Source organism: Acuticoccus sp., assembly GCF_965213555.1.
Taxonomy (GTDB): domain Bacteria; phylum Pseudomonadota; class Alphaproteobacteria; order Rhizobiales; family Amorphaceae; genus Acuticoccus.
In genome coordinates, this window is sequence record NZ_OZ243890.1 from 1,193,693 (window position 1) to 1,218,717 (window position 25,025).

Sequence of the window (25,025 nt, forward strand, 5' to 3'; positions counted from 1 at the left end):
GGGCGATTTGCGTGAGGGTACTGCGTCGCAATGAGCGATCCATCGGCCGGGGCGCCCGCGGCGTCCCGGCCGCCCGACATCGACACCGTCATCGTCGGCGACGCGCTGGAGGTTCTGCCGCGCCTCGCGCCGGGCTCCATCGACTGCGCGTTCGTCGATCCGCCGTACAACCTCCAGCTCGACGGGGCCCTCCGCCGCCCCAACCAGTCGCGCGTGGCCGGCGTCGACGACGACTGGGACAAGTTCACGGGCTTCGCCGACTTCGACGCCTTCACGCGCGCCTGGCTCGGCCCCGTGCGACGGGCGTTGCGGCCGAACGGCACGCTCTGGGTGATGGGCACCTACCACAGCATCCACCGCGTCGGTGCGGCACTCCAGGACACGGGGTTCTGGATCCTCAACGACGTGGTCTGGGTGAAGACCAACCCGATGCCGAACTTTCGCGGCCGGCGCTTCACCAACGCCCACGAGACGTTGATCTGGGCGGTCGCCGATGCGCGACGGACGGACTACACGTTCAACTATCACTCGATGAAGGCGTTCAACGACGACGTCCAACATCGCTCGGACTGGACGTTGGCGCTGTGCGGCGGGCCCGAGCGGCTGCGCGGACCGGACGGAGCCAAGGCGCATCCGACGCAAAAGCCCGAGGCGTTGGTCGCCCGCGCGCTGCTCGCGTCGACGCGGCCGGGCGACGTCGTCCTCGATCCGTTCCTCGGCACCGGCACCACCGCCGCGGTCGCGCGGCGCTTCGGCCGACGCTACGTGGGGATCGAGCGCGATGCCACCTACGCCGCCCTCGCGAAGGCGCGCATCGCAGCGGTGCAGCCCCACTCCGAGCTGGCGCAGCTCGGCGCCGGCGAGCGGCCCCGCCGCGTCCCGTTCGGCCTCCTCGTGGAGGCGGGCCGGGTGAAGGTGGGCGCCGAGCTCGTCGGTGGCCGCGAAGGGCCTCGCGCGCGGGTGCGGGTGGACGGCTCGATCCGGTCCGGCGACCACGAGGGATCCATCCACAAGGTGGGTGCCGCCGTGCAGGCCCTGCCCGCCTGCAACGGCTGGACCTACTGGAACGTGCGACAGGGCCGCCGGCTCGTCCCCCTCGACGCGCTCCGCGAGGCCATGCGCCGCGAGCTCGCCTGAACCCGCGCCCTCTACGGCGCGAAACCGCTCAGACGGTGATCGCCTCGCCGATCCCTGGCACGGTGACGATGTTGGCCGCCTCCCCCATCTCGCGCCGGAACGCCTCGGCGTCCGGGTCGAGGAACTCGAACGTGCCGTAGTGGCATGGCACGACGGTGTCGAAGTCGAAGTAGCGCTTGCACGCCATCGCCGCGAGCTTGGCGCCCATGGTGAAGCGATCGCCGATCGGCACCAGGCCGACCTTGGGCGACCAGATCTCGTTGTACAGCGCCATGTCGCCGAAGATGCCGGTGTCGCCCATCGCGTAGACCGTCTTCTCACCGTCCGCCTCGATGATCACGCCCAGCGGGTTGCCGAGGTAGATCGGACCCTGGTCGCCGCTCATGGATGACGAATGGAGCGCGTTGACGAACGAGGCACGGACCGGGCCGAGGGCCACCGTGCCGCCGTGGTTGACCGGGTTGGTCTTCTCGACGCCCTGCGCGCCGAGCCAACCGCAGATTTCGTAGGCCGCAGTCACGGTCGCGCCGCTCGCCTGGGCGATCGCCGGCGTGTCGCCGATGTGGTCGCCGTGGCCGTGGGTGATCAGGATATGGGTGACGCCCTCGGCGACCTCCTCCCAGCCACCGTTCCAGGACGGGTTGCCGGTCAGGAAGGGGTCGATGAGGAGCCGCGTCCCCGCGACCTCGAGCCGGAACGTCGCGTGACCGTACCACGTGAGCTGCATGGTGGACCTTTCCCTGCGTTGTGCCTCGACGCTGCCGACCTAGCGGCGGCGGGTGGCCGAAGGTAGGCTCAACCTTGCGCCACGGCGAGCGCGCGCGTCACCACCTTGCGCATGAGCGTCGGCAGTCCGGCGGCCTGCGGGGTGAGCCAGGTGCCCCCCTCGGGCGTCGGCGCGTCGGCGTCCACCGTGGCGACGTACACCTCGAGCGTCAGGGTCGCGTGCGTGAAGCCGTGGTCGATCGCTCCGGCGCCGCGCCATTCGGCCACGAACGGGGCGGTAAGCGAAGGTTCGCCCTCCGCCCAGGGCGTGCCGAACGGCTCGTTCATGCCACCGAGGAGGCCGGCGGACGGACGGCGGCGCACCAGGATGGCGCCGTCCGGTCGCACCGGCACGAATGCCGCGCCGCGCCATGCGGCACGGGGCCGTCGCGCCGCCTTCTTCGGAAAGTCGAGGGGGTCGCCGGTCGCGGCCGCCGCGCATGCTGGCCGCAGCGGACACAGCGCGCAGGCCGGGCCGCGCGGGGTGCAGATCGTCGCTCCGAGGTCCATCATCGCCTGGGCGAAGTCACCCGGACGCTCCGCGGGCAGCATCGCGGCGACGCGGGCCTCCACCTCGCGGGGCACGGCCTTCGGCGGACGTGACAGCCGTACGAGGCGCGCTGTTACGCGCTCCACGTTGCCGTCGACCACCGGGACCGCTTCACCGAACGCGATGGCGGCGACCGCCGCCGCGGTGTAGGCGCCGACGCCCGGCAGCGCGCGCAACCCTTCGCGGGTCCGGGGGAAGGCGCCGTCGCGCGCCACCGTGCGGGCGCAGGCGAGGAGGTTGCGTGCGCGGGCGTAGTACCCAAGCCCAGCCCACGCGGCCATGACCTCGCCGTCGTCCGCCGCGGCGAGCGCGTCGACGGCGGGCCAGCGCTCGAGGAAGCGTTCGTAGTATGGAATGACGGCGGCGACAGTGGTCTGCTGCAGCATCACCTCCGACAGCCAGACGCGATAGGCGTCGGGCGCGCCCTTCTCGACGCGCCAAGGAAGGCGCCTCTTGTGCCGGTCGTACCAGGCGAGAAGCGTGCGTCCCGCGTCCGGGCCGAGTGTGTCCATCGCCGGGTGGTAGCCGCCGCACCGAACGGTGCAAGTGGAGGCTGGTCGCGGCCCCCACGATCCCCGCATCCCAGCGCGCATCGCTGCCCCCGTTGTCCCAGCCGAGCGCATCCGCCATCAAGGGCCATGAAGCCTTACCGTCGCGCCGTCGCCCGCCCCCTCGCCGAGCTCATCGGCCCCATCGTCACGCCGGCCTGCCGGCGAAGGGGCATCGCCGACGCGGCGCTGCTCCTCGACCCGGCGGACGTGTTCGGCGCGCAGTTCGCGAGGTCCGCGGCGATCGAGCGGATCGTGTGGCCGACCGCGGGCCGGGAGGACACCGGAGCCACCCTCGTGGTGCGGGCCGACGCCGCCGCCGCGCTCGCCCTGCAGCATGTGGCGCCACAGGTCGTTGAACGAGCCAACCTCCTCATCGGCTGGCCCGCCATCGCACGGCTTCGCCTGACCCAAGCTCGCGGGCGAGCCTGCCGGCCTCCTCCCATGCTCGCCCCGGTTCCCGTCCCGCCAGCGCCGCCGGACGCAGCGCGGGTCGCGGCGGTCGCCGCCCGGCTCGACGGGATCGATCACCCAGCCGTGAAGGCAGCATTGTCGCGGCTTGGCGCCAGGATCGAGGCAAGTGGTTCCCCGGGGCGACGAAAGCAGCCATAATCAGGCCTTAGTTCCGAGAGGGGTTCCCTGATGCTGACCCGCCGCACGTTCGCCGCGACGCTCGTCGCATTCGCGCTGCCCTTCGCCGCCTCCGCGCACGCGCAGGGAGCGGCAGAGCCCTTGCCCGATGTCGTCCTCGGCGAGGAAGATGCGCCCGTCACCGTCATCGAGTATGCGTCGATGACTTGCCCGCACTGCGCGACCTTCCACACCGGTGCCTTCCAGGAGCTGAAGTCGGAGTACATCGACGCCGGGAAGGTGAAGTTCGTGCTGCGCGAGTTCCCGTTCGACCCGCTCGCTGCGGCCGTGTCGATGCTCGCACGCTGCTCCGGCGACCGGTACTACGACGTGGTCGACCTGTTCTTCGAGACGCAGGCACAGTGGGCCGTGCGCGACGATCCGCTGCCCAAGATCCGCGACCTCGCCAAGCAGGCCGGCTTTACGAGCGAGGCGTTCGAGGCGTGCCTTACCGACCAGGCGCTGCTCGACGGCATCAACGCGGTCAAGGACCACGGCTACAACGAGCTCGGCGTGTCCGCGACGCCGACGATCTTCGTCGACGGGGAGGAGCTCGAGGGGCCCCGCACCATCGGCTCCCTGCGCGAGGCCATCGACCCCAAGCTCGGCTCCTGACCCCGCCCGTCGCGATGACGCCGTCAAGGCTCCATTAAGGCACAGCGCCGAAGCTCGGCCGCGCGGCACCCTCGGCCGCGGCGCGAGGTGCGATGGAGTTCGACAAGCTGCGTCTCATCGGCTTCAAGTCGTTCGTCGACCCGACGGACGTCGTGATCGAGCCGGGCCTGACCGGCGTCGTCGGCCCCAACGGCTGCGGCAAGTCGAACCTCGTGGAAGCGCTGCGCTGGGTGATGGGCGAGGCGTCCTACAAGTCCGTGCGCGGCGCCTCCATGGACGACGTGATCTTCGCTGGCTCGGGGCGTCGCCCGAGCCGCGACACCGCCGAGGTGACGCTCTACCTCGGCAACACCGACCGCACGGCGCCGGCGCAGATGAACGACGCGGACGCGCTCGAGGTCACCCGTCGCATCGGCCGCGGCGTCGGCTCGGACTACCGGGTCAACGGCCGCGCGGTGCGCGCGCGCGACGTGCAGCTCCTGTTCGCGGACGCGGCGACGGGCTCACGCTCGCCGTCCATGGTGCGGCAGGGGCAGGTCGCCGAGCTCATCGCTGCCAAGCCCACCGAGCGGCGCAACGTGCTGGAGGAGGCAGCCGGGATCTCGGGCCTCAAGGCGCGCAAGCACGAGGCGACGCTGCGGCTCAGCGCGGCCGAGCAGAACCTGTCGCGGGTCGAGGACGTCGCCGGTGAGGTCGCGCGGCAGGTGGAGGCCCTGCGCCGGCAGGCGCGTCAGGCGGAGCGCTACAGGACGCTGTCGGCCGACGTGCGGAGGCTCGAGGCGACCGTGCATCACCTGCGCTGGGTGGAGGCTCGCACTGGGCTCGGTGCCGCGGAAGCTGCGACGACCGCCGCCAAGACCGCCCTGGCGGCTGCGGCGGAACGGCAGGTTCGCGCCGCGACGGACGAGGCGGCGGCACGACACGCTCTCCCTCCCCTGCGCGATGCCGCGGCGGATGCAGCCGCACGCCGGCAGCGCGTCGCGGCCGCCCTCGCCACGCTCGACGCGAGCGAGCGCGCCGCCGCGGAGGCCTGTGCCGCCGCAACGCGCCAGGGCGAGGCGCTGGCCGCGGACGTGGCACGGCAGGAGGTCGCGCGGTCCGACGCCGAGGCCGCCCTCGGCAAGCTCGCCGAGGAGGAGCGAAGCATCGTCGCAGCGAGCGCCGGCGACGGCGAGCGGCTGGCTGCGCTTCAACACGCCGCTCGCGAGGCCGCGGCCGCAGCGACGGCGGCCGACCGGGCCATGGCCGAGGCGACCGAGCACGCGGCGAGCGTCATCGCTGCGCACCGCGCGGCCGGCGCGGAGGTCGACCGCGCCAGGGCCGAGGCGCGCCGCGCAGCGCACGAGCTGCGTCGGCTGGAGGAGGCGCTTGCAACGGTGTCCTCCAGCGACGCCGTCCGCCGCAGGGACGCGGCGCGGACCAGCCTCGCCGAGGCGGACGCAGCGCAGCTCGCCGCTGGAGGCGCCGAGGACGCCGCGCGGGCTGCCGAGGGTCGTGCCACGGAAATGCTTGCCGAGGCGGAGGCCGACGTCGTTGAAGCACGTGGGACGCTCGCCCAGGCCGTCGCCGCGCGCGACGGTGTGGAGCGCGAGGTCGCAGCCTGCGAGACCGAGGCGGACGGGCTGCGCCGCCTCATCGCAACAGTCTCCCAGGGAACGACCTCGGTTCTCGATGCCTGCACCGTGGTGCCGGGCTACGAGGCCGCCTTCGCCGCGGCGCTCGGCGAGGACCTCGAGGCGCCCGCAGCGCACGAGGGTCCGGTGCGGTGGACGCCGATCGCCGCATCCGCCGACGACGATCCTCCACTGCCGGACGGCGTCGAGCCCATTGGGCGCTACGTCGACGCGCCTGTCGCGCTCGCCCGGCGCATCCGACAGATCGGGGTCGGACCCGGCGGAGGCCGCCTCGCCCCGGGCCAGCGCGTGGTGAGCCGCGACGGCGCGCTGTGGCGCTGGGATGGGTTCGCGCGCGAGGCAGGCGCGCCGAGCGCGGCCGCCCAACGGCTCGCCCACAGGAACCGCCTCGTCGCGCTGTCGCACGAGCTCGAGGAGCTCGCGCCGCGGCGCGCCGCCGCCTGCGCCGAGGTCGCAGCCGCCGAGAAGGCGCTTTCCGCATCGATGGCGGCGGAGGTGGGCGCCCGCGCCGACCTGAAGAAGACCCGCGAGGCGCTCGCGTCCGTCCGGCGGACGCTGGCGATGGCGCGCGAAACCCACGGCCGCGCGGCGCGCCACGTCGCGGAAGCCGACCGTGCCGCCGAGGCGGCGGAGCACGAGGCAGTCCGGCTCGCCGCCGAGCGCACAGCGGCGGCGCGCCAGGACGAGCTGGCGCGCGAGGCGCTAGCGGCGGCCGAGGCGGCGGCGACCGCCGCTGCCACCGGCGAGGCCGAGGTGGCGAGGCGCGACCGGGCGCGCGAGGCGACGCAACGGTGCCGCGGCGAGGCGGTGCGCGCCGCCCAGGCCGTGGATGACGAGGAGCGCCGCGCTTACGGTCGATCGAGGCGGCGCGAGCGCCTCGCCGAGGAGGTTACTGCATGGCGCTCGCGCCTCGAGCGTGCGATGGCGCATGGGACGGAGCTCGCCGCGAGGCTCGCGGAGGTTGGCGCCGAACGCGACCGCCTTGCTGCTAGCCCGTCCGAGACGCTCCTGGAGCGACGCCGCCTGACGACCTCGTCCGAGGAGGCGCAATCCGCCGAGCGCGCCGCACGGGACGCACTCGCCGTCGCGGAGGGCGCCGAGCGGGACGCGGTCTCGGCGGCACGCGAGGCGCTCGACGGCCTCGCCGCGGCGCGGGAGACCGCGGGTCGCGCCGACGAGCGGCTCGCCGGCACGCGCACACGGCTTGCGGAGGTCGAGGCCGCGCTCACCGAGGCGCTGGAGGTCGCCCCTCACGAGGCGGCGCGCGTCGCCCAGCTCGACCCCGCGGCCCCAGCACCCGACCGTGCCGCTGCGGAGGCGCGGCTGGATCGCCTCAAGGCCGAGCGCACCAAGCTTGGCGGCATCAACCTTTGTGCGCAGGACGAGCTCGGTGACATCGAGGCGCGGCAGGGTGCCATGCTCGCCGAGCGGGACGACCTCTCCCGCGCCATCGAAACCCTGCGCGAGGGCATCCGCGAGCTCGACCGCGAGGCGCGAGGCCGCCTGACCGCCTCGTTCGATGCCGTCGACCAGGAGTTCCGCCGCCTCTTCACGCACCTCTTCGGCGGCGGCGAGGCACGCCTCGTGCTCACCGAGGCCGACGACCCGCTCGACGCCGGGCTCGACATCGTCGCTCGTCCCCCGGGCAAGACGCCCCAGGTGCTGTCGCTGTTGTCCGGCGGCGAGCAGACGCTGACCGCCACCGCGCTCATCTTCGCGGTGTTCCTGACCAACCCGTCGCCCATCTGCGTGCTCGACGAGATCGACGCGCCGCTCGACGACGCCAACGTCGAGCGGTTCTGCAACCTCCTCGCCGAGATGGACCGCGCGACCGACACGCGCTTCCTCATCATTACCCACAATCCGATCACCATGGCGCGGATGCACCGCCTGTACGGCGTCACCATGGTCGAGCGAGGCGTCAGCCAACTCGTGTCTGTCTCACTGGAGGTTGCCCAGGAGCTGCGCGAGTCCGCCTGACAAGCGCAACATTGCTTCGTCCAAGTATTGGAACCAGAAGCGCGGCATATCTTCCCTAAATTTCATGCAACGGCGACCCACCGTGCCCCGTTGATTTGCCAACGCAGGAACGCTTGCGTTCGTATGATCGGTGCCCGTGAGCTAAGTCTCGTCGAGCACCATGGAGGGATGGATGAACAAGCTACTCAGCGCCACCATGTTCGCAGCCATCATGGCGGCAACGCCTGCGCTGGCTCAGACGCAGCAGGATCAGTCCACGAGCGCGACGCCCCAGGCGACGGGTGGCACGGATCGCGCGGCCGGTCAGGACGCCGCCGCACGGCCGGACGCGCAGGGGTCGGCGCAGCAGGCCGCCGGCTCGGGCATGGACAGGTCCGCCACGAACCAGCCGTCCATGGGTCAGCAGGCCTCCGGGCAGGAGCGCACCGGCGCCATGTCGCGTGAGCAGATGGCGATGTCCCAGCAGAAGGTCGTCAAGACGCTGACCGACGCGGGCCTCAAGGGCGTGACCATCGTCGACGCCGCCTACCTCGTGATGGCCCGCACCGCGGACGACGAGGAGGTGATGATGGTGGTGAACTCGTCGGGCGTCCCGATGGGGCAGCCGGGCCAGCAGTCCCAGGGCATGGGCACCCAGCGGTCGAACTGACGGCCCGACCGCCGAGCCTCGTCCCCGCGAGGCCCACCGCGAACGGCAAAAAAGGCCGCAGCGCATGCCGCGGCCTTTTCACTTGCGCCGTCCGGGGTCAGCGCATCCGCAGGCGGCATCCTGGCGTCGCCGCCGGCGGCGGGCTCGACCTCACCCAAACCGCTCCAAGCGCTGGGCCCGCCGATCCTGCTTCTCAGCCGGCGAGGCGACACGTCGCCATTGGCGCGCGGCCGCCGCGCAGCTATGTCCGATGGGCAACACGGGAGCCGCCATGCCGAGCGCCATCGTCGTCGGATCGGGGTTTGGGGGGCTGGCGCTCGCGATCCGCCTGCAATCAGCAGGGTTCGCCACCACGCTCGTCGAGGCTCGCGACAGGCCAGGCGGCCGCGCCTACGTCTACGAGCAGGACGGCTTCACCTTCGATGCCGGGCCCACCGTCATCACCGACCCGACGTGCCTTGAAGAGCTGTTCGCCCTGTCGGGGCGAACGCTGGACGATTACGTAACGCTCATGCCGGTCGCGCCGTTCTACCAGCTAAGGTGGGAGAACGGCGACCGGTTCGATTACGTCAACGACCAGGAGGAGCTCGACCGTCAGATGGCGGCGATCCACCCTCCGGACGTCGACGGCTACCGCCGCTTCCTCGCCTACTCCAAGGCGCTGTTCGAGGAGGGCTACGTCAAGCTCGGCGCCGCGCCGTTCCTCGACTTCCGCTCCATGCTGCGCGTTGCGCCGCAGCTCGTGCGGCTGGAGAGCTACCGCACGCTCTACGCCAAGGTGTCCCAGTATGTGGAGCACGAGCACCTCAGGCAGGCGTTCTCCTTCCATACCCTCCTCGTCGGCGGCAACCCATTCTCCACCAGCGCGATCTACGGGCTGATCCATGCGCTGGAGCGCAAGTGGGGCGTGTGGTTCGCCAAGGGCGGCACGGGCGCGCTGATCCAAGGGCTCGTTCGGCTGTTCCAGGACCTCGGCGGCACCGTGCGCCTGTCCGCGCCGGTCGCGAGGATCACGACGACGGGCGACCGTGCGACCGGCGTGCGCCTCGCGTCCGGCGAGGAGATCGCCGCCGACCTCGTCGCTTCCAACGCCGACATCGTGCACACGTACAAGGCGCTGCTCGGCGACACCGCCCGCGGCCGCTCCGAGGCGCGCCGGCTCGCGCGCAAGCGGTTCTCCAACTCGCTGTTCGTGATCTACTTCGGGCTCGACCGGGAACGACCCAACGACCTCGAGCACCACACGATCCTGTTCGGTCGTCGCTACCGCGAGCTGATCGGCGAGATCTTCAAAGGCCCGGTCCTGCCGACGGACTTCTCGCTCTACCTCCACGCGCCGGACCGCACGGACCCGGACATGTCGCCGCCTGGGCAGAGCGCGTACTACGTGCTGGCGCCGGTGCCGCACCTCGGCAGGGCCGCCATCGACTGGTCGGTGGAGGGGCCACGCTACCGCGACACGATCCTCACCTACCTCGAAGAGCAGGCGATCCCGCGGCTCCGGGAGACGCTGGTGACGAGCCGCATCTTCACGCCGGCGGACTTCGCAAGCGAGCTCAACGCGCACATGGGCTCGGCGTTCTCGCTGGAGCCGATCCTGACGCAGTCGGCGTACTTCCGCTGCCACAACCGCGACGACGTGATCCGCAACCTCTACTTCGTCGGCGCGGGCACGCACCCGGGCGCCGGCGTCCCCGGCGTCGTCGGCTCGGCGAAGGCGACGGCGTCCATCGTGCTCGGCGACTTCGCCGCCCAGGCCGCCGCGGCGGAGTAGGTGTCGCACGCTGCGTACGCGCGCGAGATCATCGCGCGCGGCTCGAAGAGCTTCGCGGCGGCCTCGCGCCTGCTGCCGGGCGAGGTGCGCGACGACGTCGCCCGGCTTTACGCCTGGTGCCGCACCGCCGACGACCTCATCGACGGGCAGGTGATGGGGCACGGCGAGCGCCGGGTGCCGGATCCGGCGGAGCGGCTCGACGGGTTGCGCCGAGCCACCGACGACGCCCTCGCCGGGCGCGCCACGGACCCGGTGTTCGACGGCTTCGGCGCCGTGGCGGCGCGGCACGGCATCTCGTCCGGCCTCGCCCACGACCACCTGGACGGCTTCGCCATGGACGTCGAGATGCGCGCCTACGCCACCGAGGCCGAGCTCGCCGCCTACTGCTACGGCGTCGCGGGCTCGGTCGGGGTGATGATGGCCCTCGTGCTCGGCGTCGCCGCCGACGATGCCGACACCCTCGACCGCGCGTCCGACCTCGGCCTCGCCTTCCAGATGACGAACATCGCGCGGGACGTCGTCGCCGACGCGCGGACCGGACGCGTCTACCTGCCGTCGGACGCCCTCGCGGCGGGGGGTGTGTCCGCGAGCGCCGACGCCGTCGGCGATCCGGCAAACGCCGCCGCGGTGTGGCGTGTCGCCGACGGCCTGGTGCGCTCGGCGGACCGGTACTACGCCTCGGCCGGCGTCGGCATCGACCGCCTGTCGTTCCGCACCGCGTGGGCGATCGCCTCGGCGCGGTCGATCTACCGGTCCATCGGCGTGCGCCGACGCCGCGGCGGCCCGGCTCGCCTCGGCCAGCGCGTCGGCACCGGCAGCGCGGCGAAGATCTCGATGCTCGCTGCGAGCGCGCTCACCGCCGCCGTCGGCCGCACGCCCGCCGCCGCTGCGAGCCGCGACGGCCTGTGGACGCGCCCGCCCCGGCCCTAGAGCATCCTGGGTCTCCTCAGACCCAGATAAGATGCTTTAGCTCCTTGATTAAGAGCGGTCTTCTTGGGGTTAGGTGGTTCCACCTAACCCCAAACCGCGCTAGCGCGGGTGCGGCTCGGCGTCCGTGCCGGTGCGCCGGCGCACCTGCCGCGCCGCCAGCGCGGCGCTCGCCTTCAGCCGCGCCTTGAGATGGTGGATCGGCGGCGCGTAGAGGAAGCCGAACGAGACGCAGCCCTTCCGGCCCTCCACCGCGTGGTGCATCTTGTGCGCCTGGACCAGCCGCTTCACGTAGCCCCGCTTGGGCACGTAGCGGAACGGCCACCGCTGGTGGACGAGCCCGTCGTGGACGATGAAGTAGAGCAGCCCATACACCATCAGCCCGATGCCGACCTGGCGCAGCGGCCAGACGCCGGCGATGCCGAAGGTGATGAGCGCGCCGGACAGCACGGTGAACACCACGGCGTAGAGGTCGTTGCGCTCGAAGACGCCCTCGGTCTCCTCGTGGTGGGAGCGGTGCCAGCCCCAGCCCAGCGCCCCGTGCATGACGTAGCGGTGGACCGCGTAGGCAACCCCCTCCATGGCAAGGACGGTCGCCACGACGATGAGGGTGTTGAGCGCGTAGATCATGCCATCAAACCTTCGCTCGACCAACGCGCTCGGCAGCCAGCGCACGGTGCGCCGACGGCAGCCGCCACCAGGGGGTCGTCGGGGTCAGGTGATGCTCGTGATGGTAGCCGAAGTGGAAGCAGGTGAGCAGGCTGAGCGTGACGGGGAAGTCGTCCGTGCGCGAGTTGTGCCGGTCCGCGAAGCCGTCCTCGTCCACACGGTGGGGGCGAAAGGTGCCGAAGTAGAACAGCTGCACCGCGGACAGCACCGCAGGCAGCGCGTAGAACGCCAGGAACAGCGGCATCTCTGGCCGGAACGCCAGCACGTAAAGCGACGTCGCCAACGCCATCGCAGCAAACTCGCGCCAGCCATAATAGTGCAGGAAGAAGCGGACGAACCACGGCACGAACGAGCTCGGGCGCTCCGGGTGGAAGTCGGGATCGTCCGCCGTGCCGGGGCGGCGGTGATGGCGATGGTGCTCCGGCAGGAGCCGATCGTAGGAGAACGCGGCGTAAAGGAGCAGCGCGAGGCGGCCGAACGCACGGTTGACCCCCGGAAGGCCCGGCGCGAGCGAGCCATGCATGCAGTCGTGCGCCACGATGAACAGCCCGGTGAACAGCCACGTCTGCAGCATCACCATGGCTGGCGCACCCCACCATGGCGCGTCGCCCCAGTTGATGACGAAGATCGCTGCCACGTGGGTCGCGAGCCACGCCACGACGATGGCGACGGCCAGCCCGACGCCGATGATCGTGTCGCGTTGACGCGCCCCGTGGCGGTCTGTCGTCATGGCCATCTCCGTCGTCCCCGAACGCCCCATATAAAGCGGATGGCAGCGGAAGTGAGGCCATGGCGCAAAGACTGATCATCGCAGGGGGCGGCTTGTCGGGCGTCCTCACCGCGCTCGCGTTCGCGGAGCGGCCCGACGTCGACGTCACCCTGCTGGAGGCCGGGCCGACGCTGGGCGGCGACCACACCTGGAGCTTCTACGCGACCGACGTCGACACGGTCGGCGCACGGCTGATCGCGCCGTTCGTGGCGCACTCCTGGGACGGGTACGACGTCGTGTTCCGCGGCCTGAAGCGGCGTTTACCGACGCCCTACCGCACGGTGACCTCCGCGCGCCTCGATGACGTCGCCCGCGCTCGGCTCGGTGGCAAGGTGCGGTTTTCGTGCCCCGTGGCGGCGCTCGACGATCGCAGCGCGACGCTCGGCGACGGCACCCGGCTGGAGGCGGACGCGGTAATCGACGCGCGCGGTCCGAGCGAGCTCGTCGGGGCGGTGCTGCGCTGGCAGAAGTTCCTCGGTCGCGAGGTCCGGCTCGCCGCGCCGCACGGGCTGACGCGGCCGACCATCATGGATGCCACGGTGGAGCAGCTCGACGGCTACCGCTTCGTCTACCTCCTGCCCTACTCGGCCGACACGCTCCTCATCGAGGACACGTACTACGCCGAGGACCGTGGCCTCGACAGGGCGACGCTGCGCGCTCGCATCGACCTGTACGCTGCGTCCCGTGGATGGACCATCATCGGGGACGTGCGCGAGGAGACCGGCGTGCTGCCGCTCCTCCTCGGCGGCGACTTCAGCGCGATCTGGTCCCATGCAGCCCCGGACGGGGGGGCCGCGCCCATCGGGGTGCGCGCGGCCCTCTTCCATCCGGTAACGAGCTACTCCTTGCCCCACGCGGTGCAGACCGCGGTGGCCCTCGCAACGCTCGCCGGGCCGCTCTCCACCGACCGCGTGCGCGCGACGGTGCGGACGCTCGCGGCGCAGCACTTCGCCCGCTCCGGGTTCGACCGCCTGCTCAACCGCCTGCTCTTCCTCGCCGGGCGGCCGGACGAGCGGCACGGGGTGCTGGAGCGCTTCCACCGCCTGCCCCAGCCGCTCATCGAGCGGTTCTACGCCGGGCGCATGTCGCGCGCGCAGCAGGCGCGGGTGCTGATCGGCAAGCCGCCGGTGCCGATCCTCGGCGCGCTGCGGGCGCTGCCCCAGAGCGCGGCCGCCCACTGACGCTCGGCGCGGCTCAGCCGGCCGCGGCGATGATGGCGTCGGCAGCGCGCTCCACGCCGCGCTCGGCGAGGAGCGCGTTGCGCGCGTCCCGTGCGGCGGCCCGCAGCGTTGCATCGCTCCGCGCCGCCTCGATGACGCGGGCCGAGGCAGCGAAGCGCCAGCGCGGCACCACGCGGGCGGCGCCGAGCCGCGCGGCCCGGGCGGCGTTGTCCGGCTGATCGTGGGCGAAGGGGACCGCGACCATGGGCACTCCCGCGGCAAGGCACAGCGCGATGGTGCCGATGCCACCCTGGTGGACGACAAGGCTGGCGCGAGGGAACACGCGCTCGTAGGGCGCGGCTGTGGCGACCATGATGCTGGGGTCGGCCGGGATGCCCGCGCCGTTCTCCTCGCGTCCGACGAGCATCAGCGCCCGTGCGCCGAGCCGCCGCGCGATCCGCGCTGCATGGACGAAGAAGCGCTGTGCCGCATGGGACGACGCCGAGCCGAGCGTGAAGACGAGGGGCGAGGGCCCATCCGCCAGGAAGGTCGCGACACGCCGCTCGAGCTCCGGTCCGCCGGACTGCAGAACCTGTCCGGTCTGCACCGTGCCAGGCGGCGCATCGGACGGGACGGCGCCGAACAGCGGCGAGTAGAGCGCCAGGATGCCGCCCGGCGCGTGCTGGCCGTGGAACACCGGATGGTCCGGGTACTCGCCGAGCCCAACCTCGCGGCGATACTTGCGTAGGGCGGTGACCCAACCCTCGGTGCCCTTGCGGGCGTAGCCCAACAGCTGCTCGTTGAAGCGGACGCGGCCGGGGAGGAAGGGCAGCATCGGCAGCTTCGGCGGATCGACGGCGCTGAACAGCATGGACGGCTGGAACGCCGCCGAGCGCCAGGGTAACCCCGTCCGCGCCGCGACGATGGGCGCGGCGAGCGCCAGCGTCACGCTGACCAGGACGTCGGCCCCGCGTACCGCGTCCATGAGGTCGGCGTCGCTGTCGGCGATGGCCGGACCTAAGAAGGACCGGTAGACGAACGGCGCACCGTGTCGCGGATGCATGAAGCGAGCGTGGAAGGCAGCGTCCCTCGGCCGGTCCGGCCGCATCGGACGGTGCGTGAGGCCGGCCGAGGCGACGTGCGACGCGTGGGCGGCATGGGTTGCGACCGTGACGTGGTGGCCCCGGGCGAGCAGCACCTTCCCGATCTCGAGGAACGGGACGAGGTCGCCGAGGGACCCGTGGCTCGCGAACACGACCTTCACCATGCGCGACCTTCGACGTCCTTCAAGGATCCGCTCAGCGCAGCGGGAACCACGAGGTGTCGATCTGCTCGCTGTCCTCGAACTCGCAGATGTTCTGCATCCGCTTGGGCTCGCAGATGATGATGCGGTTGCCGTGACGCTCGATGAGGCCGTCCTTCTCGATCCTCGACATCGTCTTCGACACGTAGACGTTGGTGAGGCCCAGAAGGTCGGCGATGTCGCTTTGGGTGAGCGGGATGCGAAAGCCGTCGGGCGCGTACTGGTGGCCCGCGGCCAAGCGGAGCCGGCTGCCGAGCTCGAGGATGAGGTAGCATAGCCGCTCGTAGGCGTTGAACCGGCCGATGGCGCGGATGCGACCCAGCAACGTGGCGTTCTCGCGCACCGTCATCGAGAACAGGAGCGCCGTCAGCCGCGGCGAGCTGTGGAACAGCGGCTCGAGGCCCGACTTCGGGAACGGGCACAGGACGGCGGGGGTCAATGCCTTGATGTCGTGCTGCGACACGGTGAGGGCGACGTTCGACAGGTCGACGATGTCGCCGGAGAAGAACAGCCGCAGGAGCTGCCGGCGCCCATCGTCCAGCACTGAGAACGAGGTCAGCCAGCCGGACTTGACCACGAACATCTCGTCGATCGGGTTGCCTCGCCGCTGGATGAGCTGATCCTTGCGATACTCGCGCTCGTCCCGTTCCAGCGCCTCGAGCATGGCCGAGTCGCCTTCGCTGAGCGAAGCGAACTTCCCGAGCTTGGCGACGAGGCAGCTGTTCGTCACGGACGATCCAACGAGTTTGGGCAGCACGGACCGCCGCGGCAGCGAACGGTGCGTCTGGCTCGGAGCGGTGGGACAGGTGGAGCGGGTGGCACGCGCAACGGCGGCGCGCGCCAGGCATCAACGTTGCGCGATGACATAGGTTCGTTTACCACGACCTCAAGCAAGCGGGGACGCGCATGATACGAGCGATTTGCGCTGGGATCGTGGCAACCGCGGTCGTTTCCGCGCTCCTCGTCGCCTCGAGCCGCGTGGAGGGGATGCCAGTGATCCCGCTCCTAGCCGACCTCACCGCGTTCAACGAGCGCCTCGGGCTGCCGACCACCGAGCGCGCCGTGTGGGTTACCCACGCCGTGATCGGCGCGGGGCTCTACGGTGTCGCGTTCGCGCTCCTGCGGCCGATCCTGCCGGGACGCGGGCTTTGGGAGGGCGTGTCCTTCGGGCTCATCGCGTGGCTCGCCATGATGGTGATGTTCGCCCCCCTCGCTGGCCGCGAGATCTTCTTCCAGGACGCCGCGCCGGCCATCGCCGTGGTGCTCCTCGCGCTCCACGTCCTTTATGGCGCGCTCCTCGGCATCACCGCCGCGGCGCTCGGCGGCCGGTCCACGGCCTGAGCTGGCGCGGCGCTGCGTCAGCGCACCTCGACCGTGCGGGCGGGGAACAGCTGCGGAAGCTCGGCCGCCCCGATGATGCGCCCCGGCCCCTTGAACGTCTCGACCTGAGCGACGACGGCGCAGCCCGCGGACGCCGCCCACTCGAGGTCCGACAGCGGCAGGTCGAAGCGCAGGGGCTTGCCCTTCCACATCCCGATCGGCCGCATGTGGCGCACGACGTTGTGGTAGGTGAGCTGCCGGCCGCGGTTCTCGCCGGAGCTCACCGGCACACGCACCTCCTCGTCGAGCACCATGAACCACAGCGTCGCAGCACGCGCCGAAACGTCGGCGTCCCCCACCGCGACCGCGAGGATGCCGTCCTCCACCGACAGCTCGATGGGGAGCGGTAGCGAAGCCTCCTCGATGGCCGCCACGACGGCGTCCTCGTCGCTGCCCACGACCGCTGTCACGCCGTTGACCACGATCTGCGGGGTGTAGACGTCCCCGTCGCCGCGCGCCACCGAGTAGGCGATCTGCCGCTTCGTGAGGTGGTCCGTCGCAAGCGTGTCGGCCCAGCCGAGGTAGTCCCACAGCTTCACCGGCATCGTAGCCGCGAGGACGTCGTCGCGCTGCGTCAGCTCGCCGACGATGGCGTCCGCCGCCGGGCAGGAAGAGCAGCCCTGGCTGGTGAACAGCTCCAACACCGCGCGCGGGGCGGACTCGTCCGGTGCGATCGCCGGTTCGGCGAGCGCGCCGACCGAGGCGGTGATGGCGAGCGGGATCGCCGCGACAACGCACCTGACACGCGCCATGACATGCTCCTCGTTCCGGTCCAGCCTCGCCGTTCTGCGACGCTGCTGCTGGGTGCCTCATGGGCGACGCGATCGTTGGGCGCGCGTCGTCGTTGCCGGGTGTATGGGGGCCGGCGGCAGCTGGCCAATCACGCGGCGGTGACACCATCAACGCTCGAGCGGTCGGAACGCTCCCGGACGATCTACCAGCGACGGCCTAAGGTGGGGGCGGCTCGCCGTCGTCAGGGTTGGCGAACGGGCCACCGTCGAGGCGCTCGTGGGCGAGCGCCCAGCGCACCGTGGGGAAGGCGATCTCGTCGTGCGGGATCTCGTCGGGCTCGAACAGCGCCACCGCCTGGCTCTCCACGCCGGGCGCGAAGCGGGCGTCGGCGAGGGTTGCGCGGTAGATGAGCTGCACCTGGCCGAGCCTGCGGACGGTGTAGACCGCGAGGAGGGCGCCGATGCGGATGGTGGCGCAGGCCTCCTCAAGGGCCTCCCGCGCCGCGCCCTCGGGCGGCGTCTCGCCATGCTCGAGGTAGCCCGCCGGCAGCGTCCACCGCCCCCGCGCCGGCTCGATGTCGCGCCGGCACATGAGGACGCGCGAGCCGCAGCGCACGACGGCGCCGACGACGATCTTCGGGTTGTCGTAGGCGACGAAGCCGCAGGTGTCGCACACCTGGCGCGCCACGGTGTCGCCGTCCGGCACGCGGCGCGAGAAGGCTGGCGTCACGATCCGGCTGCGGGCGCGTCGTCGAGGAGGCGGCCGAGCGCCGTGCCGAAGTCGCCCTCCATGACGGCCTCGGACAGCACGCCGACGTGCTTGGCGACGACGACGCCGTCGGGTCCGACAAGGTAGGTTTCAGGCACCCCGGTGAGGCCCCACTCGATGGCGCGGCGCCCGTCGGGATCGACGCCGATGGCGTCGTAAGGGTCGCCGAGCTCCTCGAGGAAGTCCCGCGCGGCAACCACGCCGTCCTTGTAGTTGACGCCCGCGAGGGTGAGTCCGGGCGTCCCCGAGAGCGCCATCAGTTGCGGGTGCTCCACACGGCACGGCGCGCACCAGGAGGCGAACACGTTGACCAGGGTGACGCGCCCTAGGAAGTCGGCGGGGTCGACCCCCGGAGCGTCGTCGAGGAGCGGCGGGAACACCGTCTCCGGCGCGGGCCGGCCGAGGAGCGCAGAGGGGATCGCCGCACGGTCCTCCCCGTCGACGACGCGCCAGGCGAACACGCCCGACAGCCCGGCGAACAGGACGAGCGGCAGGACGAGGACGAGGCGACTAGCGCGCACGACGGTCCCGGGCCCGTGTCGCGGCCCCCTCGGCGCGACGCAGCGCGCGTCGAGCCCCTGCGCGGTCGGCCACGACCCAGAGGACGAGGCCGGTGACCGCCCCGAAGACGAGCGCGTACGCGCCGACGACGTAGGGCAGGTAGGGGTCCATCAGGCCGCCGCCTCCGCCGCGCGCAGGCGCAGCGAGCGCGCCCGCCGGCGCATGAGGTCGGTGCGCATCGCGGCAAGGTGCAGCGTCGCGAACAGGAGCATGAACGCGCTCGCCATGACGAGGAGCGGGACGAGCATGGAGGAGTGGATGCTCGGCCCGTCGAGGCGCAGCACGCTCGCCCCCTGATGGAGCGTGTTCCACCAGTCGACGGAGAACTTGATGATGGGGATGTTCACGAAGCCGATCAGCGTCGCGATCGCGGTGATGCGCGCGGCGCGGGCCGGCTCGTCCACGGCGCGCCACAGGGCGATGAGGCCGAGGTAGATGAACAGGAGGATCAGCATCGAGGTGAGGCGCGAGTCCCAGACCCACCACGCGCCCCACATGGGCTTGCCCCACACCGAGCCCGAGGCGAGCGCGGCGAAGGTGAACGCCGCGCCGAGCGGGGCCGCGGCCTTCGCCGCCACGTCCGCGAGGGGGTGGCGCCAAACGAGGGTGCCGAGCGCGGCCGAGGTCATCACGAGGTAGGCGAACAGCGCGAGCCATGCGGCGGGCACGTGCACGTACATGATGCGCACCGTCGAGCCCTGCTGGTAGTCCTCCGGCGAGGCCCACAGCGCGAGGTAAAGCCCCACGGCGAAGGTCGCGAGCGTCATCGCGCCGAGGATGGGGACCGCACGGTCGGCGATGCCGGCGAAGCGGCCGGGGTTGGCGATCGACGGGCGGGCTCCCGCGCGGGTGTCGAGGATGGTGGACATCGGGCCTCCTGCGGCCAGGATAGTCGCTCCGCGACGCGGGTGGGAGTCCCGGCTGGCGCGGCCGGGGCGATGTGCCGCCACGCTCAGTCCGCCTCGCGCAGGGCGGCGGCGGCGGCGAACGGGGCGCCCACGGCAGCGACCAGTGTCACCGCGCCGAGGAGCGCGAGGGAGGGCCCCACCGGCCGCCCCGCGGACGCCGCCTCCACCGCGCCGACGCCGAAGACGAGGACGGGGATCGACAGCGGCAGGACGAGCACCGCGATGAGGACGCCGGCCCGGCGCAGCGAGACGGCGAGCGCCGCGCCCACCGTGCCGACGAGCGCCAAGGCCGGCGTGCCGGCGAGGAGGCTCGCGACCGTCACCGCGAGGACGGCCGGCGACAGGTTGAGCAGGACGCCGGCGAGCGGTGTGGCGAGGAGCAGCGGCAGCGCCGCGGCGGTCCAGTGCGCCGCCGCCTTCGCAAGGACGACGAGCTCCAACGGCACGTCGGCGAGGCGCAGCTGGTCGAGCGTGCCGTCCTCGTGGTCGGCCTGGAACAGCCGTTCCAGCCCGAGGAGCAGCGCGAGGAGGACCGCGATCCACAGGATCGCCGGCCCGATGCGCGCGAGGAGCGGCAAGGTCCGGGCCGACCGCGAAGGGGGCCACGGCGACGACGGCGAGGTAGAAGATCACCCCGGCCGGGCCGCCGCCGCCGACGCTCCAGGCGAGCCGCACGTCCCTCGCGTAGATCGCCGCCAGGCTCACGCGGCCTCGAACGAGGCGTGCTGGGGCAGGAGGGCGAGCTCGCTGGCCGGCACCTCCAGCGGCTCGTGGGTCGCAGCGAGGATGGTCCCACCCTCGGCAAGGTGCGCCGACATCATCGCGCAGAACGCCCTGCGGGCTGCGGCATCCAGCCCGGCGGTGGGCTCGTCGAGGAGCCACACCGGCCGCGGCACGGCGGCGAGGCGGGCGAGGGCGAGGCGGCGGCGCTGGCCCTGGGAGAGGAGCGCCGCCGGCGTCTCCGCGAGCGCCAGGAGGCCGAGCCGGTCGAGGGCGTCCTCCACGACCGCCTCGACGGCGAGCTCGCGCGCGTCCGGGCGAGGGTCCGCCGCGCCGAGCGTGCGCACGACGAAGGCGAGGTTGTCGAACGCGCTGAGCGCCAGCTTGAGCGCGTTCTGATGGCCCACGAGGTGGACGGCGCTCCCCCGCGGTCCGTCCCAGGGAGCAAGGCTCAACCGACCGCCCGCGAGGGGGCACAGCCCTGCGACGGCACGCAGCAGCGTCGACTTGCCCGCACCGTTCGGTCCGACCACCGCCAACGCCTCGCCGGGTGCCACGCGGAAGGACAGCGCGTCGACGACCCGTCGGCCTCCACGGTCCACGGCAAGGCGCACCGCTTCAAGCGTCAGCACGCGGCCCTATCTTCCAGGGATGCTGCCCGCGCTTGATCGCCGGCTCGATTGAGCGTTGATAGCGGCAAATTCAACAAGTTCCAAAGAAGGGGCCCCGCCGTGACCCGCTCGCTCGACAGCTTCAACTCCCGCGCCGACCTCACGGTGGACGGGCAGACCTACACGATCTTCGACCTGAAGGCCGCCGAGCGCAACGGGCTGGAGGGCGTCTCCCGCCTACCCATGAGCCTCAAGGTGCTGCTGGAGAACCTGCTGCGCTACGAGGACGGCAACACGGTCACCGCCGATGACATCCGCGCCGTTGCGACGTGGCTGAAGGACCGCACCTCGGATCGTGAGATCGCCTATCGGCCGGCCCGCGTCCTGATGCAGGACTTCACCGGCGTGCCGGCGGTCGTCGACCTTGCCGCCATGCGCGACGCGTCCGAGACGCTGGGGGCCGACCCCAAGCGGATCAACCCGCTGGTCCCCGTCGACCTCGTGATCGACCACTCGGTGATGGTCGATCACTTCGGCACGCCGCTCGCCTTCCAGCAGAACGTCGAGCTCGAGTACCAGCGGAACGGCGAGCGCTATCAGTTCCTGCGCTGGGGCCAGTCCGCGTTCGACAACTTCCGCGTCGTCCCGCCCGGCACCGGCATCTGCCACCAGGTCAACCTCGAGTACCTCGCCCAGACGGTGTGGACGCGCGAGGAGGACGGCACGACCTACGCGTTCCCCGACACGCTGGTCGGGACCGACAGCCACACGACGATGGTGAACGCGCTGGCCGTGCTCGGCTGGGGCGTCGGCGGCATCGAGGCTGAGGCGGCGATGCTCGGCCAGCCGATCTCCATGCTGATCCCCGAGGTCGTCGGCTTCAAGATGACCGGCACCTTGCCGGAGGGGACCACGGCGACCGACCTCGTCCTCACCGTGACCCAGATGCTGCGCAAGAAGGGCGTGGTGGGCAAGTTCGTCGAGTTCTACGGCGCGGGACTGTCCGCGCTGTCGCTGGAGGACGAGGCGACCATCGCCAACATGGCGCCGGAGTACGGCGCGACCTGCGGCTTCTTCCCGGTCGACGAGGACACCCTGCGCTACCTCACCTCCACCGGGCGCGACGACCACCGCATCGCGCTGGTGCGCGCCTACGCCGAGCGGCAGGGCATGTTCCGTACCGACGACATCAAGGATCCGGTGTTCACCGACACCCTGGAGCTCGACCTGTCGACGGTGGTCCCCTCCCTCGCCGGGCCGAAGCGCCCGCAGGACCGCGTGGCGCTCACCGACGCTGCCGAGGCGTTCAAGACCGCCGTGCAGGGCATCAAGGGCGGCTCGATGCCGAAGGAGCCGCGCGCCGACCCGGCCAACACCTCACAGGGCGACGATCGCTTCATGGCCGAGGGGGCGCAGCGCGATCAGTCCCCGATCCCCGGTCACGAGGTCGAGGGCGAGGAGTACCGTCTCTCGGACGGTGACGTCGTCATCGCGGCGATCACCTCGTGCACCAACACGTCGAACCCGTCGGTGCTGATCGCGGCCGGGCTCCTTGCCCGCAACGCCCGCGCCAAGGGCCTCCAGGTCAAGCCGTGGGTGAAGACCTCGCTCGCACCAGGCAGCCAGGTCGTCACCGACTACCTCGCCAAGACCGGCCTGTCGGAGGACCTCGACGCGCTCGGCTACCAGCTCGTCGGCTACGGCTGCACCACCTGCATCGGCAACTCCGGCCCGCTGCCGGAGAAGATCTCCAAGGTCATCAACGACGAAGACCTCGTCGCCGTGTCGGTGCTGTCGGGCAACCGCAACTTCGAGGGCCGGGTGAACCCGGACGTGCGGGCGAACTACCTCGCCTCGCCGCCCCTCGTCGTCGCCTACGCGCTCCTCGGCACCATGACGAAGGACATCACCACCGAGCCGCTCGGCCAGGACGCCGACGGGAACGACGTGTTCCTGCGCGACATCTGGCCGTCCTCCAAGGAGGTCGCGGAGGTCGTGCGCACCGCCATCACGCGGGACATGTACGACAGACGCTACGGCGACGTCTTCAAGGGGGACGAGCACTGGCAGACGGTGGCGACGTCCGGCGGCCTCACCTACGACTGGCCGCTGTCGTCGACCTACGTGCGCAACCCGCCCTATTTCGAGGGCATGACGATGGACCCCGATCCGGTCGAGGACATCGTCGACGCGCGCGTCCTTGCCCTCTTCCAGGACTCGATCACCACCGACCACATCTCGCCGGCCGGCTCCATCAAACCGTCCTCGCCGGCAGGCGCCTATCTCTCGGAGCACCAGGTCGGGGTGAAGGAGTTCAACTCCTACGGTGCGCGGCGCGGCAACCACGAGATCATGATGCGCGGCACGTTCGCCAACATCCGCATCAAGAACCAGATGGTGCGCGGGGTCGAGGGCGGCGTGACCTACCATCAGCCGTCCGGCGACGAGATGCCGATCTACGACGCGGCCATGCGCTACCAGGAGGAGGGCGTCGACCTCGTGGTGTTCGCCGGCAAGGAGTACGGCACGGGCTCCTCCCGCGACTGGGCGGCCAAGGGCACGCGGCTCCTCGGCGTGCGCGTGGTGATCGCCGAGTCGTTCGAGCGCATCCATCGCTCCAACCTCGTGGGCATGGGCGTGCTGCCGGCGGTCTTCACGGGGGGCGACACGTGGGACGGGCTCGGCATCACGGGCAGCGAGCAGGTGACGATCCGCGGCCTCGCTGAGCTTAAGCCGCGGCAGACGCTGGAGGCGACGATCCGCTACGAGGACGGCTCGGAGAAGACCATCGAGCTCCTCGCCCGCATCGATACCGCCGACGAGCTCGCGTACTACAACAACGGCGGCATCCTGCACTACGTGCTGCGCGGGCTCGCCGCCGGTGGCGGTGCCGAGCCGCGCGCCGGCGTCGACACTGCGAGCTATCCGGCGAGCTGAAGGTCGCAGGGCGTGCGGCTCGGGAGCGGCACGGTCTGAAGTGACGAGGCCGGGCGAAGGTCCGCCCGGCCTCGAGCCCGGCGGATCCCCCGCACGCGCTCGCGATCCCAGCGATTTAGGCGGTGCATGTGACGAAGCTTTTCGACCTCAACATGCAGGTTTGCCGGGCGTTGGCGAGCAGTGAAGACGCTCGTCCGCGGGTGGGGCCGGTCGTGATCGCCGTAGCGTGATCCAACCGCTCATGCCTTGTGATCGCGGCGACCGGTGACCATATTGCCGAGTGATTGGACGCGGCACTTCCCGCCTCGGCCGGATCCACTTTGTCAACCGTAGGGGACCCCATGGCAACCTGGAACCAAAATCCGACCGCTCGGCCCGTCGCCGGAACCGCGCGGTACGACGCTTCGCTTGACCAAGGCCTGCGCCGCTACATGCTGTCGGTCTACAACTACATGACGCTTGGTCTTGTGGTGACTGGCCTCGCGGCGCTTGGCACGCTCTACCTCGCAGTCGCCCAGACGCCGGCTGACGCCGTCGCCCAGCTTGGCAACGGCACCGCGCTCACCGCCTTCGGCGCAGCGATCTACGGCGGTCCGATCCGCTGGATCGTGATGCTTGCCCCCCTTGGCTTCGTGCTTGCGTTGTCGTTCGGCGTGCAGCGCATGAGCCTGTCGACGACGCAGCTCGTCTTCTGGGGCTTTGCGGCGGTGATGGGCGTGTCGCTGTCGTCGATCTTCCTGGTCTACACGTCTGAGTCGATCGTCCGGATCTTCTTCATCACGGCGGCGGCGTTCGGCGGCCTGTCGCTGTGGGGTTACACCACGAAGAAGGACCTGTCCGGCTGGGGCTCGTTCCTCGTCATGGGCCTCATCGGCATCATCATCGCTTCGCTGGTCAACCTGTTCATCGCCTCCTCGGCGCTGCAGTTCGCTGTGTCGGTGATCGGTGTCCTGGTGTTCGCCGGCCTCACCGCCTACGACACGCAGCGCATTAAGGAGAGCTACTACGCGCTCGACGACGGCACGGTCGCCGGCCGCAAGGCGATCATGGGCGCCCTGTCGCTGTACCTGAACTTCATCAACATGTTCATGATGCTGCTCTCGCTGTTCGGCAACCGCGAGTAGCTCGACTGAGGATCAGGCGACCAAGAGGCGCGGACCTCCGCGCCACCCTTGACGATGCATGGGTTACACGAAGGGCGCGGCTTGCCGCGCCCTTTTTCGTTGCCCACCCTCGTCGCGTCCGGCCCCCCGTGCGGACGTTTCGCCCCAGGGCACCCGACACCCCGCATCGGCCGC

At 71.4% G+C, this 25,025-nt stretch carries 24 protein-coding genes; 11 read left to right on the forward strand and 13 right to left on the reverse strand.

Annotation, left to right across the window (positions count from 1 at the left end):
• The first annotated feature begins 30 nt into the window (after positions 1-30).
• Entirely contained in the window at positions 31-1,137 is a 1,107-nt protein-coding gene (locus tag ACOOE8_RS05830) for a site-specific DNA-methyltransferase (RefSeq protein WP_420393901.1), read from the forward strand.
• A gap of 28 nt (positions 1,138-1,165) precedes the next feature.
• On the opposite strand, the gene ACOOE8_RS05835 is transcribed toward ACOOE8_RS05830, so the two are convergent.
• Together ACOOE8_RS05835 and mutY are read right to left on the reverse strand one after the other, a co-directional pair.
• Positions 1,166-1,864 (reverse strand): metal-dependent hydrolase, encoded by a 699-nt coding sequence (locus tag ACOOE8_RS05835; RefSeq protein WP_420393902.1) that lies wholly within the window; start codon positions 1,862-1,864, stop codon positions 1,166-1,168.
• Between the two features lie 68 nt (positions 1,865-1,932).
• Positions 1,933-2,964 carry an A/G-specific adenine glycosylase gene (gene mutY, locus ACOOE8_RS05840; protein WP_420393903.1) on the reverse strand — a complete coding sequence of 344 codons (1,032 nt, stop codon included), beginning with the start codon at positions 2,962-2,964 and terminating at the stop codon, positions 1,933-1,935.
• 126 nt (positions 2,965-3,090) lie between these two features.
• Between mutY and ACOOE8_RS05845 the strand changes: the two genes are divergently transcribed.
• The 6 genes from ACOOE8_RS05845 to ACOOE8_RS05870 all read left to right on the forward strand — a co-directional run bounded on the left by ACOOE8_RS05845 (position 3,091) and on the right by ACOOE8_RS05870 (position 11,212).
• Complete coding sequence (locus ACOOE8_RS05845; protein ID WP_420393904.1) at positions 3,091-3,612, forward strand: DciA family protein; 522 nt, start codon at positions 3,091-3,093, stop codon at positions 3,610-3,612.
• A gap of 30 nt (positions 3,613-3,642) precedes the next feature.
• Positions 3,643-4,245 carry a DsbA family protein gene (locus ACOOE8_RS05850; protein WP_420393905.1) on the forward strand — a complete coding sequence of 201 codons (603 nt, stop codon included), beginning with the start codon at positions 3,643-3,645 and terminating at the stop codon, positions 4,243-4,245.
• A 92-nt stretch (positions 4,246-4,337) separates the two neighbouring features.
• Positions 4,338-7,859 carry a chromosome segregation SMC family protein gene (locus ACOOE8_RS05855; protein ID WP_420393906.1) on the forward strand — a complete coding sequence of 1,174 codons (3,522 nt, stop codon included), beginning with the start codon at positions 4,338-4,340 and terminating at the stop codon, positions 7,857-7,859.
• 172 nt (positions 7,860-8,031) lie between these two features.
• A complete protein-coding gene (locus ACOOE8_RS05860) occupies positions 8,032-8,508 on the forward strand; it encodes a hypothetical protein (protein ID WP_420393907.1) in 477 nt (158 codons plus the stop codon).
• Positions 8,509-8,779: 271 nt separating this feature from the next.
• A complete protein-coding gene (locus ACOOE8_RS05865) occupies positions 8,780-10,282 on the forward strand; it encodes a phytoene desaturase (RefSeq protein ID WP_420393908.1) in 1,503 nt (500 codons plus the stop codon).
• Positions 10,283-11,212, forward strand: coding sequence for a phytoene/squalene synthase family protein (locus ACOOE8_RS05870; protein ID WP_420393909.1), 930 nt, complete (start codon positions 10,283-10,285; stop codon positions 11,210-11,212).
• A gap of 99 nt (positions 11,213-11,311) precedes the next feature.
• On the opposite strand, the gene ACOOE8_RS05875 is transcribed toward ACOOE8_RS05870, so the two are convergent.
• Together ACOOE8_RS05875 and ACOOE8_RS05880 are read right to left on the reverse strand one after the other, a co-directional pair.
• On the reverse strand, positions 11,312-11,839 hold the full coding sequence (locus ACOOE8_RS05875; protein ID WP_420393910.1) for a sterol desaturase family protein: 528 nt from the start codon (positions 11,837-11,839) through the stop codon (positions 11,312-11,314).
• Positions 11,840-11,843: 4 nt separating this feature from the next.
• Positions 11,844-12,608, reverse strand: coding sequence for a fatty acid desaturase (locus ACOOE8_RS05880; RefSeq protein ID WP_420393911.1), 765 nt, complete (start codon positions 12,606-12,608; stop codon positions 11,844-11,846).
• A gap of 59 nt (positions 12,609-12,667) precedes the next feature.
• Here ACOOE8_RS05880 and crtY point away from each other — a divergent pair, with 59 nt between their 5' ends.
• Positions 12,668-13,828, forward strand: a complete 1,161-nt coding sequence (crtY, locus tag ACOOE8_RS05885; RefSeq protein ID WP_420393912.1) for a lycopene beta-cyclase CrtY — start codon at positions 12,668-12,670, stop codon at positions 13,826-13,828.
• A gap of 13 nt (positions 13,829-13,841) precedes the next feature.
• Here crtY and ACOOE8_RS05890 read toward each other — a convergent pair whose 3' ends face one another.
• Complete coding sequence (locus tag ACOOE8_RS05890; protein ID WP_420393913.1) at positions 13,842-15,074, reverse strand: glycosyltransferase; 1,233 nt, start codon at positions 15,072-15,074, stop codon at positions 13,842-13,844.
• Positions 15,075-15,105: 31 nt separating this feature from the next.
• Positions 15,106-15,840 (reverse strand): Crp/Fnr family transcriptional regulator, encoded by a 735-nt coding sequence (locus tag ACOOE8_RS05895; protein WP_420393914.1) that lies wholly within the window; start codon positions 15,838-15,840, stop codon positions 15,106-15,108.
• 203 nt (positions 15,841-16,043) lie between these two features.
• Between ACOOE8_RS05895 and ACOOE8_RS05900 the strand changes: the two genes are divergently transcribed.
• Positions 16,044-16,451 (forward strand): DUF6789 family protein, encoded by a 408-nt coding sequence (locus tag ACOOE8_RS05900; protein ID WP_420393915.1) that lies wholly within the window; start codon positions 16,044-16,046, stop codon positions 16,449-16,451.
• 17 nt (positions 16,452-16,468) lie between these two features.
• On the opposite strand, the gene ACOOE8_RS05905 is transcribed toward ACOOE8_RS05900, so the two are convergent.
• From ACOOE8_RS05905 to ccmA, 7 genes are all read right to left on the reverse strand, one after another.
• On the reverse strand, positions 16,469-17,242 hold the full coding sequence (locus tag ACOOE8_RS05905) for a DUF1223 domain-containing protein (RefSeq protein WP_420393916.1): 774 nt from the start codon (positions 17,240-17,242) through the stop codon (positions 16,469-16,471).
• Between the two features lie 196 nt (positions 17,243-17,438).
• Positions 17,439-17,951 (reverse strand): NUDIX domain-containing protein, encoded by a 513-nt coding sequence (locus ACOOE8_RS05910; RefSeq protein WP_420393917.1) that lies wholly within the window; start codon positions 17,949-17,951, stop codon positions 17,439-17,441.
• Complete coding sequence (locus tag ACOOE8_RS05915) at positions 17,948-18,511, reverse strand: DsbE family thiol:disulfide interchange protein (protein ID WP_420393918.1); 564 nt, start codon at positions 18,509-18,511, stop codon at positions 17,948-17,950. The genes ACOOE8_RS05910 and ACOOE8_RS05915 overlap by 4 nt, the downstream gene beginning before the upstream one ends.
• Complete coding sequence (gene ccmD, locus ACOOE8_RS05920) at positions 18,501-18,662, reverse strand: heme exporter protein CcmD (RefSeq protein ID WP_420393919.1); 162 nt, start codon at positions 18,660-18,662, stop codon at positions 18,501-18,503. The genes ACOOE8_RS05915 and ccmD overlap by 11 nt, the downstream gene beginning before the upstream one ends.
• Positions 18,662-19,420 carry a heme ABC transporter permease gene (locus tag ACOOE8_RS05925; protein ID WP_420393920.1) on the reverse strand — a complete coding sequence of 253 codons (759 nt, stop codon included), beginning with the start codon at positions 19,418-19,420 and terminating at the stop codon, positions 18,662-18,664. Before ACOOE8_RS05925 ends, ccmD begins: the two co-directional genes overlap by 1 nt.
• Before the next feature lie 83 nt (positions 19,421-19,503).
• Positions 19,504-20,037: a heme exporter protein CcmB gene (ccmB, locus tag ACOOE8_RS05930; protein ID WP_420393921.1), complete on the reverse strand. Its 534-nt coding sequence runs from the start codon at positions 20,035-20,037 to the stop codon at positions 19,504-19,506.
• Positions 20,038-20,160: 123 nt separating this feature from the next.
• A complete protein-coding gene (gene ccmA, locus ACOOE8_RS05935; RefSeq protein WP_420393922.1) occupies positions 20,161-20,811 on the reverse strand; it encodes a heme ABC exporter ATP-binding protein CcmA in 651 nt (216 codons plus the stop codon).
• Positions 20,812-20,910: 99 nt separating this feature from the next.
• Between ccmA and acnA the strand changes: the two genes are divergently transcribed.
• The gene (gene acnA / locus ACOOE8_RS05940) at positions 20,911-23,727 is read left to right on the forward strand and encodes an aconitate hydratase AcnA (RefSeq protein ID WP_420393923.1); all 2,817 of its coding nucleotides are present in this window, start codon (positions 20,911-20,913) and stop codon (positions 23,725-23,727) included.
• A 341-nt stretch (positions 23,728-24,068) separates the two neighbouring features.
• Complete coding sequence (locus tag ACOOE8_RS05945) at positions 24,069-24,851, forward strand: Bax inhibitor-1/YccA family protein (RefSeq protein ID WP_420393924.1); 783 nt, start codon at positions 24,069-24,071, stop codon at positions 24,849-24,851.
• Positions 24,852-25,025 lie beyond the last annotated feature (174 nt).